The organism is Nocardioides candidus (assembly GCF_041321175.1).
Taxonomy (GTDB): Bacteria; Actinomycetota; Actinomycetes; order Propionibacteriales; family Nocardioidaceae; genus Nocardioides.
The window spans coordinates 1,857,468-1,874,368 of the sequence record NZ_JBGGWC010000001.1; the positions used below are offsets into that span (position 1 = coordinate 1,857,468).

Annotated in this window: 13 protein-coding genes; 5 read left to right on the forward strand and 8 right to left on the reverse strand. The window is 70.8% G+C overall.

Annotation, left to right across the window (positions count from 1 at the left end):
* Positions 1 to 12: 12 nt before the first annotated feature.
* The 4 genes from glgB to ACAX67_RS09235 are packed head-to-tail and all read right to left on the reverse strand — an operon-like array spanning position 13 to position 7,059.
* Positions 13 to 1,929, reverse strand: coding sequence for a 1,4-alpha-glucan branching protein GlgB (gene glgB / locus ACAX67_RS09220; protein WP_370703506.1), 1,917 nt, complete (start codon positions 1,927 to 1,929; stop codon positions 13 to 15).
* Positions 1,926 to 3,344, reverse strand: coding sequence for a maltokinase N-terminal cap-like domain-containing protein (locus ACAX67_RS09225; protein WP_370703507.1), 1,419 nt, complete (start codon positions 3,342 to 3,344; stop codon positions 1,926 to 1,928). The genes glgB and ACAX67_RS09225 overlap by 4 nt, the downstream gene beginning before the upstream one ends.
* Before the next feature lie 5 nt (positions 3,345 to 3,349).
* Positions 3,350 to 5,071 carry a maltose alpha-D-glucosyltransferase gene (treS, locus tag ACAX67_RS09230; protein WP_370703508.1) on the reverse strand — a complete coding sequence of 574 codons (1,722 nt, stop codon included), beginning with the start codon at positions 5,069 to 5,071 and terminating at the stop codon, positions 3,350 to 3,352.
* Positions 5,068 to 7,059: an alpha-1,4-glucan--maltose-1-phosphate maltosyltransferase gene (locus tag ACAX67_RS09235; protein ID WP_370703509.1), complete on the reverse strand. Its 1,992-nt coding sequence runs from the start codon at positions 7,057 to 7,059 to the stop codon at positions 5,068 to 5,070. The genes treS and ACAX67_RS09235 overlap by 4 nt, the downstream gene beginning before the upstream one ends.
* An 83-nt stretch (positions 7,060 to 7,142) precedes the next feature.
* On the opposite strand from ACAX67_RS09235, the gene ACAX67_RS09240 reads away from it, so the two are divergent.
* Positions 7,143 to 7,721, forward strand: coding sequence for a class I SAM-dependent methyltransferase (locus ACAX67_RS09240; protein ID WP_370703510.1), 579 nt, complete (start codon positions 7,143 to 7,145; stop codon positions 7,719 to 7,721).
* Here the strand turns inward: ACAX67_RS09240 and ACAX67_RS09245 are convergent.
* Positions 7,711 to 8,922 (reverse strand): molybdopterin molybdotransferase MoeA, encoded by a 1,212-nt coding sequence (locus tag ACAX67_RS09245; RefSeq protein WP_370703511.1) that lies wholly within the window; start codon positions 8,920 to 8,922, stop codon positions 7,711 to 7,713. The genes ACAX67_RS09240 and ACAX67_RS09245 overlap by 11 nt on opposite strands.
* Before the next feature lie 199 nt (positions 8,923 to 9,121).
* Between ACAX67_RS09245 and glgP the strand changes: the two genes are divergently transcribed.
* Positions 9,122 to 11,716 (forward strand): alpha-glucan family phosphorylase, encoded by a 2,595-nt coding sequence (gene glgP / locus ACAX67_RS09250; protein WP_370703512.1) that lies wholly within the window; start codon positions 9,122 to 9,124, stop codon positions 11,714 to 11,716.
* Between the two features lie 6 nt (positions 11,717 to 11,722).
* Here the strand turns inward: glgP and ACAX67_RS09255 are convergent, their stop codons facing one another.
* From ACAX67_RS09255 to glgX, 3 genes are all read right to left on the reverse strand, one after another.
* On the reverse strand, positions 11,723 to 11,899 hold the full coding sequence (locus ACAX67_RS09255) for a hypothetical protein (protein ID WP_370703513.1): 177 nt from the start codon (positions 11,897 to 11,899) through the stop codon (positions 11,723 to 11,725).
* A 4-nt stretch (positions 11,900 to 11,903) separates the two neighbouring features.
* On the reverse strand, positions 11,904 to 12,326 hold the full coding sequence (locus tag ACAX67_RS09260) for a hypothetical protein (protein ID WP_370703514.1): 423 nt from the start codon (positions 12,324 to 12,326) through the stop codon (positions 11,904 to 11,906).
* 213 nt (positions 12,327 to 12,539) lie between these two features.
* The gene (gene glgX, locus ACAX67_RS09265) at positions 12,540 to 14,726 is read right to left on the reverse strand and encodes a glycogen debranching protein GlgX (protein ID WP_370703515.1); all 2,187 of its coding nucleotides are present in this window, start codon (positions 14,724 to 14,726) and stop codon (positions 12,540 to 12,542) included.
* 62 nt (positions 14,727 to 14,788) lie between these two features.
* Between glgX and ACAX67_RS09270 the strand changes: the two genes are divergently transcribed.
* The 3 genes from ACAX67_RS09270 (at position 14,789) to ACAX67_RS09280 (ending at position 16,888) form a co-directional block, all read left to right on the forward strand.
* Entirely contained in the window at positions 14,789 to 15,571 is a 783-nt protein-coding gene (locus ACAX67_RS09270; protein WP_370703516.1) for an enoyl-CoA hydratase/isomerase family protein, read from the forward strand.
* 5 nt (positions 15,572 to 15,576) lie between these two features.
* The gene (locus tag ACAX67_RS09275) at positions 15,577 to 15,927 is read left to right on the forward strand and encodes a hypothetical protein (RefSeq protein WP_370703517.1); all 351 of its coding nucleotides are present in this window, start codon (positions 15,577 to 15,579) and stop codon (positions 15,925 to 15,927) included.
* A gap of 190 nt (positions 15,928 to 16,117) precedes the next feature.
* On the forward strand, positions 16,118 to 16,888 hold the full coding sequence (locus tag ACAX67_RS09280) for an electron transfer flavoprotein subunit beta/FixA family protein (protein ID WP_527891000.1): 771 nt from the start codon (positions 16,118 to 16,120) through the stop codon (positions 16,886 to 16,888).
* Positions 16,889 to 16,901 lie beyond the last annotated feature (13 nt).

The window sequence follows — 16,901 nt, forward strand, 5'->3', positions numbered from 1 at the left end:
AGAACAGCCGGGTCAGGGCTTCGCCGGGGCACGCAACCAGGTCGTGGCCAGGGGCGGCAGGGTGAGGACGGCGTACGCGGGACTGCCGCCGGGCGCCAGCGCCTCCGCGTCCGGTGCGGCCTCCGCGGTCACCGCGCCGAGGTTGCCGACGCCGGAGCCACCGTAGGACTCGGCGTCGGTGTTGAGCACCTCGGTCCACCGGCCCGCCGAGGGGAGGCCCAGCCGGTAGAAGCCGTGGGAACTGTTGGCGAAGTTGGTGACGCAGACGAGGTCGGGCTCGCCGGATCCCTCGGGCGCCCTGCGCACGAACGAGAAGACGTTGTGGCCGGCGTCGTTGGCGTCGATCCACCCGAACCCCGCAGGATCGTTGTCCCGGCTCCAGAGCGCGGCGTTGTCGACGTACCGGGCGTTGAGGTCGCGCACCATCGACTGCATGCCGGCGTGGGCGGGATCGGAGAGCAGCCACCAGTCGAGCTCGCGCGACTCGGCCCACTCGGAGTCCTGGCCGAACTCGCAGCCCATGAACAGCAGCTGCTTGCCGGGGTGGGCCCACATGTAGGCGAGGTAGGCGCGCAGGGTGGCCAGCTGCTGCCAGCGGTCGCCCGGCATCTTGCGCACGAGCGACCCCTTGCCGTGCACGACCTCGTCGTGGCTGAGCGGCAGCACGTAGTTCTCGGTGAACCCGTAGACCAGCGCGAAGGTGAGCTCGCCGTGGTGGTAGGCCCGGTGCACGGGGTCGTGCTTGAGGTAGCCGAGCGAGTCGTGCATCCAGCCCATGTTCCACTTGAACCCGAAGCCGAGCCCGCCGCCCGACGTGGGCGCGGTGACGCCCGGCCAGGAGGTGGACTCCTCGGCGATCGTCACGATGCCGGGGACCCGCTTGTAGACGGTGGCGTTGAGCTCCTGGAGGAACTGGACGGCCTCGAGGTTCTCGTGGCCGCCGTACTTGTTCGGCACCCACTCGCCGTCGTTGCGGGCGTAGTCGAGGTAGAGCATCGAGGCCACCCCGTCGACGCGCAGGCCGTCGGCGTGGAACTCCTCGAGCCAGTAGACGGCGTTGGCGAAGAGGAAGTTGCGCACCTCGTTGCGCGAGAAGTCGAAGATGTGCGAGCCCCACTCGGGGTGCCACCCCTTGCGCGGGTCGGGGTGCTCGTAGAGCGGCGTGCCGTCGAAGCGCACCAGCGCCCACTCGTCCGTCGCGAAGTGGCCCGGCACCCAGTCGAGGATGACGCCGATGCCGGCCTGGTGCAGGGCGTCGACGAGGCGCCGGAACCCGTCGGGGTCGCCGAAGCGGGCGTCGGGCGCGAAGTAGGAGGTGACGTGGTAGCCCCACGAGCCGCCGAACGGGTGCTGCATCACCGGCATCAGCTCGACGTGGGTGAAGCCCAGGTCGCTGAGGTAGGCGGGCAGGTCGGCGGCGAGCTCGTCGTAGGACCAGTACGAGCCGTCGGGGTGCTTCTTCCACGAGCCGAGGTGCAGCTCGTAGGTCGCCATCGGCTCGTTGACCGGCGTCTTGCGGGCCCGCTGCGCGAGCCACTCGTCGTCCTGCCAGACGTGGCTGGACTGGAAGACGCGCGACGCGGTGCGCGGCGGCTCCTCGGCGTAGAACGCCATCGGGTCGGCCTTCTGCCGCCAGATGCCGTCGGCACCCTGGATCTGAAACTTGTACGCCGTCCCGCCCGCCACGCCCGGGACGAGGGTCGTCCACACGCCCGTGCCGTCGACCCGCTGCAGGGCGTGCGCGTTGCCGTCCCAGCCGTTGAAGTCGCCGACGACGCTGATCGACTGCGCGTTGGGCGCCCACACGGCGAAGGTCGTGCCGTCGTCGCGCACGTGGGCCCCGAGCACCTGCCAGAGCTGCTCGTGGCGGCCCTCTCCGATGAGGTGGAGGTCGAGCTCGCCGAGGATCTGCTTGCCGGAGCCGGTCATGGGGTGCCCACCTTCGCCGCCGCTGCCAGGGGTATCGGAAGCCACGAGGGACGGTTGCGCGCCTCGTAGACGCACTCGTAGACCGTCTTGTCGGCGACGTAGGCCGCCACGAGAACACCCTCTTCCTGGGTCAGTGTCATCTCTTCGCCTCCCGCGGTCGTCGCCTTGGCGCCCGCGTAGGTCGTCAGGAACGCCGCCTTGTTGCGGGCCGCCCACTCCTCCGCACGCCGCTCGCGCTGCGCGCTGACGTCGGGGTCGTCCTCGGGGAGCGACCGGGCCATGGCGTGCGGCGCGTAGTCGAAGGAGCGGAGCATCCCCGCCACGTCGCGCCACGGGCTGTCGGGGAGCAGCCGCTCGGCGAGCGGCTTGGCCGGCTCACCCTCGAAGTCGACCAGCTTCCAGCCCTTGATGGTGCGCAACGTCTGACCGAGGTGGAGGTCGCCGTGGATGCGCTGCACGTCGATCTTGCCGAGGTCGGCGAGGGCGCCGTAGGCGCCGCGCAGGCGGTCGGCGTGCTCCGCCAGCGCGGGCACGACGTCGATCGCCGCGCCGAGCCGCAGCGCCATCTGCTGAGCGACCACGGCCGCGTCGAGGGTGTCGGCGCCGAACGCCTCGCGCAGCTGCACGTGCACCTCCGCCAGCGCCGTCCCGAGCCGGGCGGCCTCCGCAGCGAAGTCGCCGCCCACCTCCTCGGCGTGGAGGTCGGCCTCGGAGAAGAGGTCGCGCACGCTCGCGAGCGCGATCTCCCAGCCGTCGCTGGCCGTGCGAAGGAACTGCTGCAGCATCGCGAGGTGGAGCGGCTCGCCCGTGCCGCCCGGGTCCTCGGCCGCGATCCAGCCGTAGAGCGCGGCGACGTGCGGGGAGTCGGCCTCGGTCAGCACCTGGTGCGTGGTGATGTCGGGGTTGGCGCCGGGCGTGATCTTGCGGAAGACCTTCAGGACGGAGTCCTCGCCGAACAGCACCGAGGAGTTCGACTGCTCGCCGCTGAAGAGCGAGGGGACCGCGTCGAGCTCGAGCTCGTGCCCGGGGAGCCGGACGAAGTCCAACCCGTCGGCGTCGGCCTCGGCTGCGATCGCCTCGAGGAGGAGCGTCGTGCTCGCCCGGTCGTGCAGGGCGTCGTACGCGTGCACCCAGCCGTGGTCGGGGTCCTCCCACCAGCCCACGAACGCGCTGTCGAGGCCGGCCTCCGGCTCGGTCGCGAGGACGAGGGGCAGCTGGTAGAGCTCCTTCTCGTCGGGCTCGGGGCTGTGCGAGGGGTAGGTGACCTCGACCAGGTCGATCACCACCGGGGGCTCGGCACGTCCGGGGACGGTGCCGAGGCGTCGTACGCCGGAGACCGTGAACTCACGGCCCTTGCCGCCGAACCAACGCGCTTCGCTCAGGTAGCCGAGAAGGGACTCAGCGCGGGTGGACATGACCTTCAGATCACCGGCCGTTCGTCTGTGTCGGGGTCGGTGAGCCGGAACCAGTAGAACCCGTGACCGCTGAGGGTCAGCAGGTAGGGCAGCTCGCCGACCGCGGGGAAGGGGACGCCGCCGAGCAGCTCGACCGGGACGCGACCCTCGAATCGGCGCAGGTCGAGCTCGACCGGCTGGGGGAAGCGGGAGAGGTTGTTGACGCACATGATGACGTCGCTCTCCCCGTCCGAGGAGGTGTGCTCGCGCACGTAGGACAGCACCGTCGGGTTGGAGCCGCCCAGGTCGGTGAACGACCCGAGCCCGAAGGCGTGGTGCTTGCGGCGCGCCTGGATCATCCGCTGCGTCCAGTGGAGCAGGGAGGAGCCGTTCTCGAGCTGTGCTTCGACATTGACGCTCTGGTACCCGTAGACCGGGTCCTGGATAACGGGCAGGTGCAGCTTGCCCGGCGTGGCCGCCGAGAACCCGGCGTTGCGGTCGGGCGTCCACTGCATGGGCGTGCGCACGCCGTCGCGGTCACCGAGCCAGATGTTGTCGCCCATCCCGATCTCGTCGCCGTAGTAGAGGACGGGGGAGCCGGGCAGCGAGAGCAGCAGGGCGGTGAACAGCTCGATCTGGTTGGTGTCGTTGTCGAGCAGGGGCGCGAGCCGGCGCCGGATGCCGATGTTGGCCTTCATGCGGGGGTCCTTGGCGTACTCGCCCCACATGTAGTCGCGATCCTCGTCGGTGACCATCTCCAGGGTCAGCTCGTCGTGGTTGCGCAGGAAGATGCCCCACTGGCAGCCGCTCGGGATGTCCGGCGTCTGGGCCATGATCTCCGAGATCGGGTAGCGCGACTCCCGCCGGACGGCCATGAAGATGCGCGGCATCACGGGGAAGTGGAAGGCCATGTGGCACTCGGTGCCGACGACCTCGCCGTCCTCGGTCTCCTCCGGGCCGAAGTACTCGACCACGTCGTCGGGCCACTGGTTGGCCTCGCAGAGCAGCACGGTGCCGGGGTACTTGGCGTCGACGAAGCGGCGCACCTCCTTGAGCGCCTCGTGCGTCTCGGGGAGGTTCTCGCCGTTGGTGCCGGGCCGCTCGAAGAGGTAGGGCACGGCGTCGAGGCGGAACCCGTCGAGGCCCATCGACAGCCAGAAGTCCATCGCCTCGATCATCGCCTCGAGGACCTTGGGGTTGTCGAAGTTGAGGTCGGGCTGGTGGTGGAAGAACCGGTGCCAGTAGTACTGGCCGCGGACGGGGTCCCACGTCCAGTTCGACGGCTCGGTGTCGACGAAGATGATGCGCGCCTCTTCGTAGAGCTCGTCGGTGTCGGACCAGACGTAGAAGTCGCCGTAGGGGCCGTCCGGGTCGGTGCGCGAGGCCTGGAACCACGGGTGCTGGTCGCTCGTGTGGTTCATGACGAAGTCGATGATCACGCGGATGCCGCGCTCGTGCGCCTCGTCGAGGAAGTGGTGGAAGTCGTCGACGGTCCCGGCCTCGGGGAGGATGTCGTTGTAGTCGGCGACGTCGTAGCCGCCGTCGCGCAGCGGCGAGGTGAAGAACGGCGGCACCCACAGGCAGTCGACGCCCAGCCAGGCCAGGTAGTCCAGCTTCTCCGCCAGCCCGCGGAAGTCGCCGGTGCCGTCGGCGTTGGAGTCGCGGAACGAGCGCACCAGGACCTCGTAGAAGACCGCGGTGCGGAACCACTCCGGCTCGTCGTTGAGCAGCGTCGTGTGGCCCGTCACTGGCCCACCTTCACCGTCAGGACGTGGGCGGGCTCCTCACGCGGATCGAGGCGCACGTAGTTGTCCACGCCCCAGCGCCAGTCGCTGCCGGAGATCTCGTCGTGGACGGCGAACGTGCTGCCGGGCGGGAGGCCGAGGGCCGCGAGGTCGAGGTGGACCATGGTGTCGCGGGCGACGTGGGGGTCGAGGTTGATCACGACGATCACCCTGTCAGCACCGGCCGTCTTGCTGAAGCACACGATGCCCTCGTCGTCGGTGGGATGGATCACGAGGTTGCGCAGCTGCTGCAGCGCGGGGTGGCGACGTCGTACGTCGTTGAGGAGGGTGAGGTACGGCGCCAGCGACCGTCCCTCGGCCTCCGCGGCCTCCCAGTCGCGGATCCGCACCTGGTACTTCTCGGAGTCGAGGTACTCCTCGCTCCCGGGCCGGACCGCCACGTGCTCGAACAGCTCGTAGCCGGCGTAGACGCCCCAGCTGGGGGATCCCAGGGCGGCGAGGGCCGCGCGGATCTTGAAGGCTCCCGGGCCGCCGTACTGCAGGAACTCGTGGAGGATGTCGGGGGTGTTGACGAAGAAGTTCGGCCGGATCCGGTGGGCCGACTCGGTCGCGACCTCGCGCAGGTAGTCCTCGACCTCGCCCTTGGCGGTGCGCCAGGTGAAGTAGGTGTAGCTCTGGTGGAAGCCGATCGAGCCGAGCGTCTGCATCATCGGCGGCTTCGTGAAGGCCTCCGACAGGAACAGCACGTCGGGGTCGGTGGCGCGGACCTGCGCCAGCAGCCACTGCCAGAACTGGACCGGCTTGGTGTGCGGGTTGTCGACGCGGAAGATCCGCACGCCGTGCGCCATCCAGTGCCGCACGACCCGCAGCACCTCCTGGGCGAGGCCCTCGGGGTCGTTGTCGAAGTTGAGCGGGTAGATGTCCTGGTACTTCTTCGGCGGGTTCTCCGCGAAGGCGATGGTGCCGTCGGCGCGGGTGGTGAACCACTCCGGGTGGGCCGCCACCCAGGGGTGGTCGGGCGCGCACTGCAGCGCCAGGTCGAGCGCGACCTCGAGCCCGAGGGAGGTGGCGCGGGCGACGAACGCGTCGAAGTCGGCCAGGGTGCCGAGGTCGGGGTGGACGGCGTCGTGGCCGCCGTCCTTGCTGCCGATGGCCCAGGGCGAGCCGGGGTCGTCAGGGCCAGGCGTCAGCGTGTTGTTCGGTCCCTTGCGGTTGACCTCGCCGATCGGGTGGATCGGCGGGAGGTAGATCACGTCGAAGCCCATCGCCGCGACCGCCTCGAGGCGCTTCGCTGCGGTCGCGAAGGTGCCGCTGACGACCTTCTCGCTCTTCGCGTCGCGGTAGGCGCCCTCCGAGCGCGGGAAGAACTCGTACCAGCTGCCGAAGAGGGCTCGTGGGCGGTCGGCGAAGGCGGGGAAGGGCCCCTCGACGGTGAGCAGCTCCCGGATCGGGTGCGCCAGGAGCACGGCGGAGAGCTCGGGCGACTCCAGCTGGGCCAGCCTCGCCTCCGCGGGGCGGGAGGTGTCGCCGGCGGCCTCGATCGCACCCTCGACGATCGTCCGCTCGGCGGCGCGGGACTTGGCCGTCCCGAGGCTCTTCAGCACGCGCTCGAGCAGCAACCGGCCCTCGAGGAACATCAGCTCCACGTCGACCTCCGCGCGGATCTTGATGCCCGCGTCGTGCTGCCAGGTGGCGATGGGGTCGGACCACGCCTGGACCTCGAACGACCACGGTCCGGGCAGGTCCGGGACGACCCAGGCGCTGTAGCGGTCGACGCTGTGGCGGTCGGCCGCGACCTGCGGCTGCAGGCGCACGGGCGGTCTTCTCGTGCCGTCGGGAGCGATGAGCACCACCTCGGCACCGAGGCGGTCGTGTCCCTCCCGGAACACCGTCGCCGACACCGGGAACGGCTCGCCGACGGCGGCCTTCGCGGGCAGGCGACCGTTGTCGACCAGGGGCATCACGTCGATCACGGGGATGCGTCCGACCATGCGTCCACCCAACCACTTGCGTGGTGAAGGGGCGAGAGGGTGAGTTGCCCACGGACGGGTAAGGGGGCGCGTACGTTGGCCTGGTGACGCGCGAGATGTGGGACCTGGAGGCGGAGGCGTTCGACGAGGAGCCCGACCACGGGCTCGCCGACCCCGCCGTCCGCGAGGCCTGGCGCGAGCTGCTGCTCGGCGTGCTCCCCGCCGCACCCGCGCGCGTGGTCGACCTCGGCTGCGGCACCGGGACGCTGACCAGGCTGCTCGTCGACGAGGGGTACGACGTCGACGGGCTCGACTACTCGCCCGAGATGATCCGCAGGGCGCGCGCCAAGGTGCCGGAGGCGACGTTCGTCGAGGGCGACGCGGCCCGTCCGGACCTCGAGCGCGGCGGCTACGACGTGGTGCTCTGCCGCCACGTGCTGTGGGCGATGTCGAACCCGGTGGCCGCGTTCGACCGGTGGGTCGACCTCGTCGGTCCTCCAGGCGTGGTGGTCCTCGTCGAGGGGAGCTGGTCGACCGGTGCCGGCCTGACCGCGGAGGAGGCCGAGGAGATCGTGCGGACCCGGTTGGACGACGTGGTGGTGCGCCCCCTGCCCGAGGCGCGCTACTGGGGCCGGGAGATCTCCGACGAGCGCTACCTCGTGGCCGCGCGCGTCAGCGGGTGAGGTCCCACACATCCACGTCGGCCCCGGCGTCGAGCGCCGTGGTCCCCGGGGCGAGGTCGACCAGGCAGTCCGCCCGCGCCATCCAGCCGAGGAACCCGGATCCGGCGGGACCGGACAGGGTGACCGTGCCACCGGCGCGGTCGAGCACACCGCGCCGGAACTGGCGCTTGCCCTGCGGCGAGGAGAGCGGCTCGGCCAGCCTCGCCCGCACGACGTCGCGGTAGGGGCGGGGGTGCCCGAACGCCGCCCGCAGCGCCGGACGGACGAACACCTCGAAGGACACCAGCGAGCTGACCGGGTTGCCGGGCAGGCAGACGACGGGCGTGCCGTCGTACACACCGGAGCCCTGGGGCATGCCAGGCTGCATCGCGACCTTGGTGAACTCCACGCCGCGCGGTGCGAGCGCGTCCTTGACGACCTCGTAGGCGCCGGCGCTGACGCCGCCGGAGGTGAGCACCAGGTCGATGCCCGCGTCGAGCTCGGCGTCGAGGACGCCGAGGAACGTCGGCACGTCGTCGGCCGACCACAGCCGGCGTACGGCGACGCCGCCCGCCTCCTCCACGGCGGCGGCCAGCATCACGCTGTTGGAGTCACGGATCTGCCCGGCGGCGGGCTCCGGGTCGTCGGTGAGCTCGGAGCCCGTCGAGCAGACCAGCACCCGGGGACGGGGCTGCGCCACGACCGCCTGCAGGCCGAGTGCCGTGAGCAGGCCGACCTGCGCGGGACCGAGCAGGATGCCGGCCGGCAGCGCGATCGCACCGGCTTCGATGTCGCCGCCGGCGACGCGCACGAACGACCCCGCCTCGCGCGCGGCGCTGATCGCCACCGACGCGGTGCCCCCGTCGGTCGCCTCGACCTCGACGACGGCGTCGGCGCCGCGGGGCAGCGGTGCTCCGGTCATGATCCGGTGGGCCGTCCCGGGTGCGAGCTCGCCTCCGGGCGAGCCGGCCGGAATGTCGCCCGCCACCGGCAGCGTCACCGGACGGCCGGGCCCGGCGTCCGCGATGTCGGCAGCGCGCACCGCGTAGCCGTCCATCGCGGAGTTGTCGAAGGACGGCAGCGCCTCGGGGGAGGCGACGGGCTCGGCGAGGACCAGCCCGGCCGCGTCCGTGAGCGGGATCGTCGTGGGCGCGAGCGTGCCGACCAGGTCGGCGATCCGACCCTGGTGCTCGGCGACCGTGCGCAGGGGAGAGGTGGACATCGACGCCACTCTAGGGCGGTCGGTGACGGCGCCCGGGAACGCAACGAGCGAGGCAGCCCCCATGACTCCGCCTCGCTCGTCGCTTGACCCCACCAACGGCTGATCGGGGCGGGGGTTACGGCTTCGGTGACAGTCTGTCGCGGGAATTGATCACCTCCATTTTTGGATCGTTCAAGTCTCGACGCGTTACGGTCGGAGGGTGCGTGCCATCCGTCGATTCACCGTCCGTCCCCTGCTGCCTGCCACCCTCACCCCGCTGGGTGAGCTCGCCGGCAACCTGAGGTGGTCCTGGCACCCGGAGACGCAGGACGTCTTCGCGGCCGTGGACGCGGACCTCTGGTCGGCCGTCGGCCACGACCCGGTGCGGCTGCTGGGGGAGGTCCCGGCCGAGCGCTGGGCCGAGCTCGCGGCGGACGAGGGCTTCGTCCGCAGGTTGGGCGAGGTCCGCGCGGACCTGGAGGCCTACCTGACCGAGCCGCGCTGGTACCAGCGCGCGGCCGAGAGCCGTCCGGACGACGGCGCGTGGCCGCGCCAGATCGCCTACTTCTCCCCGGAGTTCGGCATCACGGCCGTGCTGCCGCAGTACTCCGGTGGCCTGGGCATCCTCGCGGGTGACCACCTCAAGGCCGCGAGCGACCTCGGCGTGCCGATCATCGGGGTGGGCCTGCTCTACCGCCACGGCTACTTCAAGCAGTCGCTGTCCCGCGAGGGCTGGCAGCAGGAGACCTACCCGGTGCTCGACCCCGACGGGCTGCCCATCTCGCTGCTGCACGAGGCCGACGGCAGCCGCGCCACGATCACCCTCAGCCTCCCCGACGGGCCGGACCTGCTGGCGCGGATCTGGGTGGCCAGCGTCGGACGGGTGCCGCTGCTGATGCTCGACACCGACGTCGAGGGCAACCCCGAGCACTACATCGACATCACCGACCGGCTCTACGGCGGCAACAGCGAGCACCGCCTGCGCCAGGAGATCCTGCTCGGGGTCGGCGGCGTGCGCGCGATCCGCACCTACTGCCGGATCACCGGGGCGACGGAGCCCGAGGTCTTCCACACCAACGAGGGACACGCGGGCTTCCTCGGCATCGAGCGGATCCGCGAGCTGACGGTGGGGGAGGAGGGACCGCACCTGGACCTCGAGACGGCCCTCGAGGTCGGCCGCGCGTCCACGGTCTTCACCACCCACACGCCGGTCCCGGCCGGCATCGACCGCTTCCCGGAGACGCTCGTCGAGCAGTACTTCGGCGAGGCCGGCCCGACCTCCGGCGTACCGGTCGAGCGGATCCTCGCCCTGGGTGCGGAGGACTACGAGGGCGGTGACCCCAGCGTCTTCAACATGGCGGTGATGGGCTTCCGGCTCGCCCAGCGCGCCAACGGTGTCTCCCAGCTCCACGGGCACGTCAGCCGGGGCATGTTCAACGGGCTCTGGCCCGCCTTCGACGAGGCCGAGGTGCCGATCGGCTCCATCACCAACGGGGTGCACGCCCCCACCTGGGTGGCGCGTGAGGTGATCGAGCAGGCCACGGCCCACGGCGCGGATCCCGACAGCGACGACGCCGAGGGCTTCTGGGCCGCCGTCGACAAGGTGCCGGCCGGGGAGCTCTGGAGCACCAAGCGCGTGCTGCGCGCGCGGCTCGTCGACGAGGCCCGCCGCCGGCTCACCCGTTCGTGGGAGAAGCGCGGCGCGGCTCGCGCCGAGCTCGGCTGGATCGACACGGCCCTCGACCCCGACGTGCTGACGATCGGCTTCGCGCGTCGCGCGGCGTCGTACAAGCGGCTCACGCTGATGATGCGCGACCCCGAGCGGCTCAAGGCGCTGCTGCTGCACCCCGAGCGCCCGGTGCAGCTGGTCATCGCCGGCAAGGCGCACCCCGCCGACGATGGTGGCAAGAAGCTGATCCAGGACATCGTGCGGCTCTCCGACGACCCGGAGATCCGGCACCGGATCGTCTTCCTGCCCAACTACGACATCGCCATGGCGCAGCCGCTCTATCCCGGCTGCGACGTGTGGCTCAACAACCCGCTGCGCCCCTACGAGGCCTGCGGCACGTCGGGCATGAAGGCCGCCCTCAACGGCGGCCTGAACCTCTCGGTCCTCGACGGGTGGTGGGACGAGTGGTACGACGGCGACAACGGCTGGGCGATCCCGACCGCCGACGGCATCGCCGACGTCGACCACCGCGACGACCTCGAGGCGGCCGCGCTCTACGACCTCATCGAGCACGAGGTCGCCCCTCGCTTCTACGACGTCGACCACGACGGCGTGCCGGTCCGCTGGGTCGAGATGCTGCGGCACACCTGGAAGTCCCTCGGACCGAAGGTCCTGGCGACCCGCATGGTCAGCGACTACGTGCGCCAGCTCTACGCCCCGGCCGCGGGCAACGCGCGCGCCCTCAACAGCGACTACGCCGGTGCGCGCGAGCTCGCCGCGTGGAAGGCGCGGGTCAAGGGCGCCTGGCCCCACGTGCGGGTGGAGCACGTCGAGGCGCATGGCGTAGGTGACGAACCCCTGGTCGGCGCTCCGCTCACGGTCCGCGCCTACGTCGCCCTCGGCGACCTCGTGCCGTCCGACGTGGAGGTCCAGCTCGTCCACGGCCGGGTCGACGCCGAGGACGTGCTCGTCGACCCCGCCTGCACGGTGCTGCAGGCGACGGAGGCGTACGACGGCGGCCGCCACCGCTTCGACGCCGAGGTGGCGCTTCCCCACAGCGGTCCCTTCGGCTACACGGTGCGGGTCGTGCCCTCCAACCCGTTGCTGGTCGCGTCGGCCGAGCTGGGCGTGGTCACGGTCGCCTGAGGAGCCCTACTCGTCGGAGTGGCCGAGGACCTCCCGAGCGACACGGTCGGCCTCGGACGACGTGCTCCTGCGACTTCCTCGGCTCCCCAGCACGCGAGCCAGTCCTTCGAACAGGCCGTCCACCACCAGGTTGACCAGCAGGAGGGCGACGACGATCCCGGCGATGACGACGAGCGCGATCATCGCGTCATGCCTCCCGCTCGACCATGGTGACGGTCGACGCGGGGTCGGCCGACCCGACGGTGGCAGCGAGGTTGACCATGAACTGGCGGTACCACGGGTAGCCCTCCATGTTCTTGGCTCCCGCGGGGATGAACCCGCCGATGGTGTCCTGGGTCGTCGTGTAACCGGTGATCTCGCTGACCAACCAGCTGCCCTGCTCGACGTCGCCGACGTGCACGTCGAAGACGAGCAGAGGGCGCTTCTGGCCGATCTCGAAGGTGGCACGGGTGGGGCTCGTCTCGACCAGCCTGACGGCGACCTTCTTGTTGTACTTCCAGCCGGTCACCCGGGTCGCCTCGGCTACCCGCGTCGCCAACGTCATCGCGTCGCACGACGGCAATGAGGTGCGGACCTCGATCCGCGCTCTCGCGTACTTGTGGTCACCCATGTCTGCTCCTTCGATATCGAGAGCCCGAGCACTCCGGCGTCCGATGACGGCAAATATCTCCGCGGTCGGTGCCGGTGTCGATGGGGAGCCGGACCCATCGGCTCGCCGCGTCCCGACAGGCTCGACGACCGCGTCTACGAACTCGCCGTGGGGATGCGGCCGGTGATGGACGAGGCTGCCGCCCGCGCGCCCAAGGGCTGAGCTGCCCCGCCGCTACTCCGCCTCCTGGAGCACGACGACGGACCGGGGCCCGACCTTGATCTCCTGCGCCGCCTCCACTGGCGTGCCGACGGGGAGCGCGGGGTCCGTGGACAGCACGACCTGCCCGCGGCGTACCCAGTCGTTGTCGGGCAGCACGACCGCACAGGGCTCGGCGCCCGCGTGGAACCACATGAGGAACGACGCGTCGATGAGCTGCTCGCCCTGCGGGCCGGGCTCGCGCAGCGGCCGGCCCGAGACGAACATGCCGATCGTCCGCAGGCCGTCGTCGTGCCAGTCGGCGTCGGTCATCTCGCGACCGGTCGGGTGCAGCCAGGCAAGGTCCTTGGGCCCGTCGACGATGGTGGGGCGACCCTCGAACCAGTGCCGCTGGCGCAGGGTCTGGTGGTCGCGCCGCAGCCGCAGCGCCGCCTTCGTCAGGTCGTAGACGTCGAGCCAGGCGTCGTCGGCGCGCCAGTCGACCCAGGAGATCTCGTTGTCCTGGCAGTAGGCGTTGTTGTTGCCGCGCTGGGTCCGGCCGCGCTCGTCGCCGGCGGTGAGCATCGGCACGCCGTTGGACAGGCACAGCGTCGCCATGAGGTTCATCGCCTGCCGGCGGCGGAGCGCGACGATGTCGGCGTCGTCGGTCTCGCCCTCGGCCCCGTGGTTCCACGACCGGTTGCTGTCGGTCCCGTCGCGGTTGTCCTCGCCGTTGGTCTCGTTGTGCTTGCCGTCGTAGGACACGAGGTCGCGCACGGTGAAGCCGTCGTGGGCGGTCACGAAGTTCACCGAGTTGTAGGCCCAGCGGCCGTCGTCGCCGTAGAGGTCGGAGGAGCCGGCGAGCCGGGTCGCGACCTCGCGCATGCCGGCGGTGTGGCCACGCCAGAAGTCGCGCACGGTGTCGCGGTACTGGTCGTTCCACTCCACCCAGGGCGCCGGCATCTCGCCGACGAGGTAGCCGCCCATCGAGACGTCCCACGGCTCGGCGATCAGCTTCACGTGCCGCAGCACGGGGTCCTGGCCCATCGCGGTGAGCAGCTTGCAGGACATGTCGATCTCCGTGCCGGTGCGCGTCAGCGCCGACATCAGGTCGAAGCGGAAGCCGTCGACGTGCATCTCGGTCACCCAGTAGCGCAGCGAGTCGAGGATCAGTCGCAGGGCCAGCGGGTCCTCGGTGTTGACGGTGTTGCCGCAGCCCGTCACGTCCCAGTAGGTGTCGTCGAAGTCCGGCGCCGCTCCGTCGGTGTCGTCGCCGGGCGCCGGCGGCGGCACGCGGCGGTAGAAGCCGCGGTCGTCGAAGCCGCGGAAGGACAACGACGGCCCGTCGGACCCGCTCTCGGCGGTGTGGTTGTAGACGACGTCGAGGATGACCTCGAGGCCGGCACGGTGCAGCGACTTCACCATCTGCTTGAACTCCGCGACCTGCTCGCCGCGGTCGCCCGAGGAGCTGTAGGCGGCGTGGGGGGCGAAGAACCCGATGCTGTTGTAGCCCCAGTAGTTGGTGAGACCGCGCTTCAGCAGAGCCGGCTCGGAGAAGAACTGGTGCACCGGGAGCAGCTCGACGGCGGTCACGCCGAGGTCGCGAAGGTAGTCGGTGACGACGGGGTGTCCCAGGCCGGCGTACGTGCCGCGCAGCTCCTCGGGGACCCGGTCGTGCAGCTGCGTGAAGCCCTTCACGTGGAGCTCGTAGATGACGGTGTCGCGCCACCGCCGCGTCATCGGCACGTCGCCCTCCCAGTCGAACGACGGGTCGACGACGACGCTGCGGGCCGTGGCCGGCGCCGAGTCGAGGGCACTGGGCTCGAGCGGGTCGTCGACGTCGTACGGCAGGGTCTCGGGGCCGGCGCCGGCCGTGCCCGCGACCGCGAGGCCGTAGGGGTCGAGCAGCAGCTGGCGCGCGTTGAACCGCATCCCGCGCTCGGGGTCCCACGGTCCGTCGACCCGGAAGCCGTAGCGAGTGCCGGGGGCGATCCCGGGGAGGGCCCCGTGCCAGATGCCGAGTGAGTGCTCGGTGAGCGGGTAGTGCAGCTCGGTGTCCGGACCGTCCCTGTCGTCGAAGAGGCACAGCCACACCTCGGTGGCGTCGGGTGCGTAGACCGCGAAGTTGGTCGACTCCGGTGTCCAGGTCGCGCCGAGCGGCCAGTTCCTTCCGGGCCAGACCGGAGCGCGGTCACCGAGAGAGCGCCAGAGGCCAGGGGTCATGCGGTTGATTCTGCAACAATGCGCGAAGCCCCTTCCGCACCACTGACCACAAGAGGAGCCAGATGAGCAGCGAGTTCGTGCGACTCGAGGTCGCCGACGGCGTCGGGACGATCCGGCTGGACCGGCCCAAGATGAACGCCATCAGCTTCCAGGTCCAGGACGAGCTGCTCGCGGCCGCCGCGGAGGCGACCGAGCGCACCGACGTGCGCGCGGTGGTGCTGTGGGGAGGCGAGCGGGTCTTCGCCGCGGGCAACGACGTGAAGGAGATGGCCGAGAAGTCGTACGTCGACATGGTCGACCGCGGCGACCGGCTCCAGGCGCCGATCACGGCCATCGCCCGCATCCCGAAGCCCGTGATCGCCGCGGTCAACGGCTACGCCCTCGGTGGCGGCTGCGAGCTCGCGCTCGCCGCCGACCTGCGCTTCGCCGCGGAGGACGCGGTGCTCGGACAGCCCGAGGTGCTCCTCGGCATCATCCCGGGCGCCGGCGGCACGCAGCGGCTCGCGCGGCTGGTCGGCCCGTCGACGGCCAAGGAGCTGATGTACACCGGCCGCTTCGTGAAGGCCGACGAGGCCCTGCGCATCGGTCTGGTCGACCGGGTCCTCCCGCCCGGGGAGGTCTACGACGCGGCCGTCGCGTTCGCCCGCACCTTCGAGCACGCGGCGCCCTACGCGCTGCGTGCGATCAAGGACTGCGTCGACCGCGGCCTGGAGAGCGACCTCGAGACCGGTCTGGCCATCGAGCGCCACCAGTTCGCCTCGGTGTTCGCAACCGAGGATCGGGCCATCGGCATGCGATCCTTCATCGAGAACGGACCCGGCAAGGCGGAATTCGAGGGACGATGAGCAAGATGGCAGACAAGCCCGCTGCTGAGGGGACGGGGAGCAGCACGACGCTGACGGTCGCGCGCATCCGCGGCGTCCTCTCGCGCGCTGTGTGGGTGGTCTGCCTCACGCTGGCCCTGGTCCTGGCTGCAGCCGCCTTCAGCTTCGCGCTCGACGCCAACGTGGACAACGGCCTGGTCAAGCTGGTGCGCGACCTCGCGGACGCCTTCGACCTCGGCTGGTTCGACCTCGACAAGCCGGTCAAGGAATTCAAGGCACCCAACGCCGACGTCAAGACGGCCCTGTTCAACTACGGCATCGCAGCCGTGGTGTACCTCATCATCGGTCGGTTCCTCGAGCGGCTCATCCGCCCGTAAGACGGGCGCGTTGCCCGGTCCTCGCACGGTTACCGTGTGAGGTAGTCCACGTACGCGGGGTTACCTCGACCAGGTGACTGGGCGGTAACCTGCGATCGCTGTCCACTTTTGGACCAACTGACGACCCACACGGGTCGCACGAGTGCAGGAAGGGGCCGGTCCGGCCACAACCATGAACATTGTCGTCTGTGTGAAGTACGTCCCCGACGCCACCGCGGACCCGCGGTTCGAGTCGGACAACACTGTTGACCGCGTTGCGGTCGACGGCCTCCTGTCGGAGCTCGACGAGTACGCCGTCGAGCAGGCTCTCCAGCTCAAGGAGGGCACCGAGGAGGAGGTGACGGTCACCGCGCTGACCGTCGGCCCCGAGAAGGCGGCCGACGCGGTGCGCAAGGCGCTGCAGATGGGTGCCGACCAGGGTGTGCACGTCCAGGACGAGGCGATTGCCGGGTCCGACGCGATCGCGACCTCGCTGGTGCTGGCCAAGGCCGTCGAGAAGATCGGCTCCGTCGACGTCGTCATGTGCGGCATGGCCTCGACCGACGGCGCGATGAGCGTCGTCCCCGCGATGCTCGCCGAGCGCCTCGGCCTCCCGCAGGTGACCCTGGGCTCGCGCATCGAGCGCAAGGAGAACCAGATCGCCGTCCAGCGTGACGGCGACGTCGCGACCGACGTCGTGATCGCCACCATGCCGCTCGTCGCCTCCGTCACCGACCAGTCGGGCGAGGCCCGCTACCCGTCGTTCAAGGGCATCATGGCGGCCAAGAAGAAGCCCCTGGAGACCTACAGCCTCGGCGACCTCGGCGTCGACGCCGGCGACGTCGGCCTCTCTGTCGCGTGGTCCTCGGTCGAGGAGACCACCGCCCGCCCGCCGCGCACCGCCGGCGAGATCGTCAAGGACGAGGACGGCTCGGGCGCTTCTGCGCTGGTCGACTTCCTCGCCTCGAAGAAGTTCATCTGAGGAGCAACAAGAC

Excerpts from the sequence above, each read along its gene's own strand:
- glgB (WP_370703506.1), bottom strand. The coding sequence starts at position 1,929 with ATGACCGGCTCCGGCAAGCAGATCCTCGGCGAGCTCGACCTCCACCTC.
- ACAX67_RS09225 (WP_370703507.1), bottom strand. The coding sequence starts at position 3,344 with ATGTCCACCCGCGCTGAGTCCCTTCTCGGCTACCTGAGCGAAGCGCGT.
- ACAX67_RS09235 (WP_370703509.1), bottom strand. The coding sequence starts at position 7,059 with ATGGTCGGACGCATCCCCGTGATCGACGTGATGCCCCTGGTCGACAAC.
- ACAX67_RS09245 (WP_370703511.1), bottom strand. The coding sequence starts at position 8,922 with ATGTCCACCTCTCCCCTGCGCACGGTCGCCGAGCACCAGGGTCGGATC.
- ACAX67_RS09255 (WP_370703513.1), bottom strand. The coding sequence starts at position 11,899 with ATGATCGCGCTCGTCGTCATCGCCGGGATCGTCGTCGCCCTCCTGCTG.
- ACAX67_RS09260 (WP_370703514.1), bottom strand. The coding sequence starts at position 12,326 with ATGGGTGACCACAAGTACGCGAGAGCGCGGATCGAGGTCCGCACCTCA.
- glgX (WP_370703515.1), bottom strand. The coding sequence starts at position 14,726 with ATGACCCCTGGCCTCTGGCGCTCTCTCGGTGACCGCGCTCCGGTCTGG.
- ACAX67_RS09270 (WP_370703516.1), top strand. The coding sequence starts at position 14,789 with ATGAGCAGCGAGTTCGTGCGACTCGAGGTCGCCGACGGCGTCGGGACG.
- ACAX67_RS09275 (WP_370703517.1), top strand. The coding sequence starts at position 15,577 with ATGGCAGACAAGCCCGCTGCTGAGGGGACGGGGAGCAGCACGACGCTG.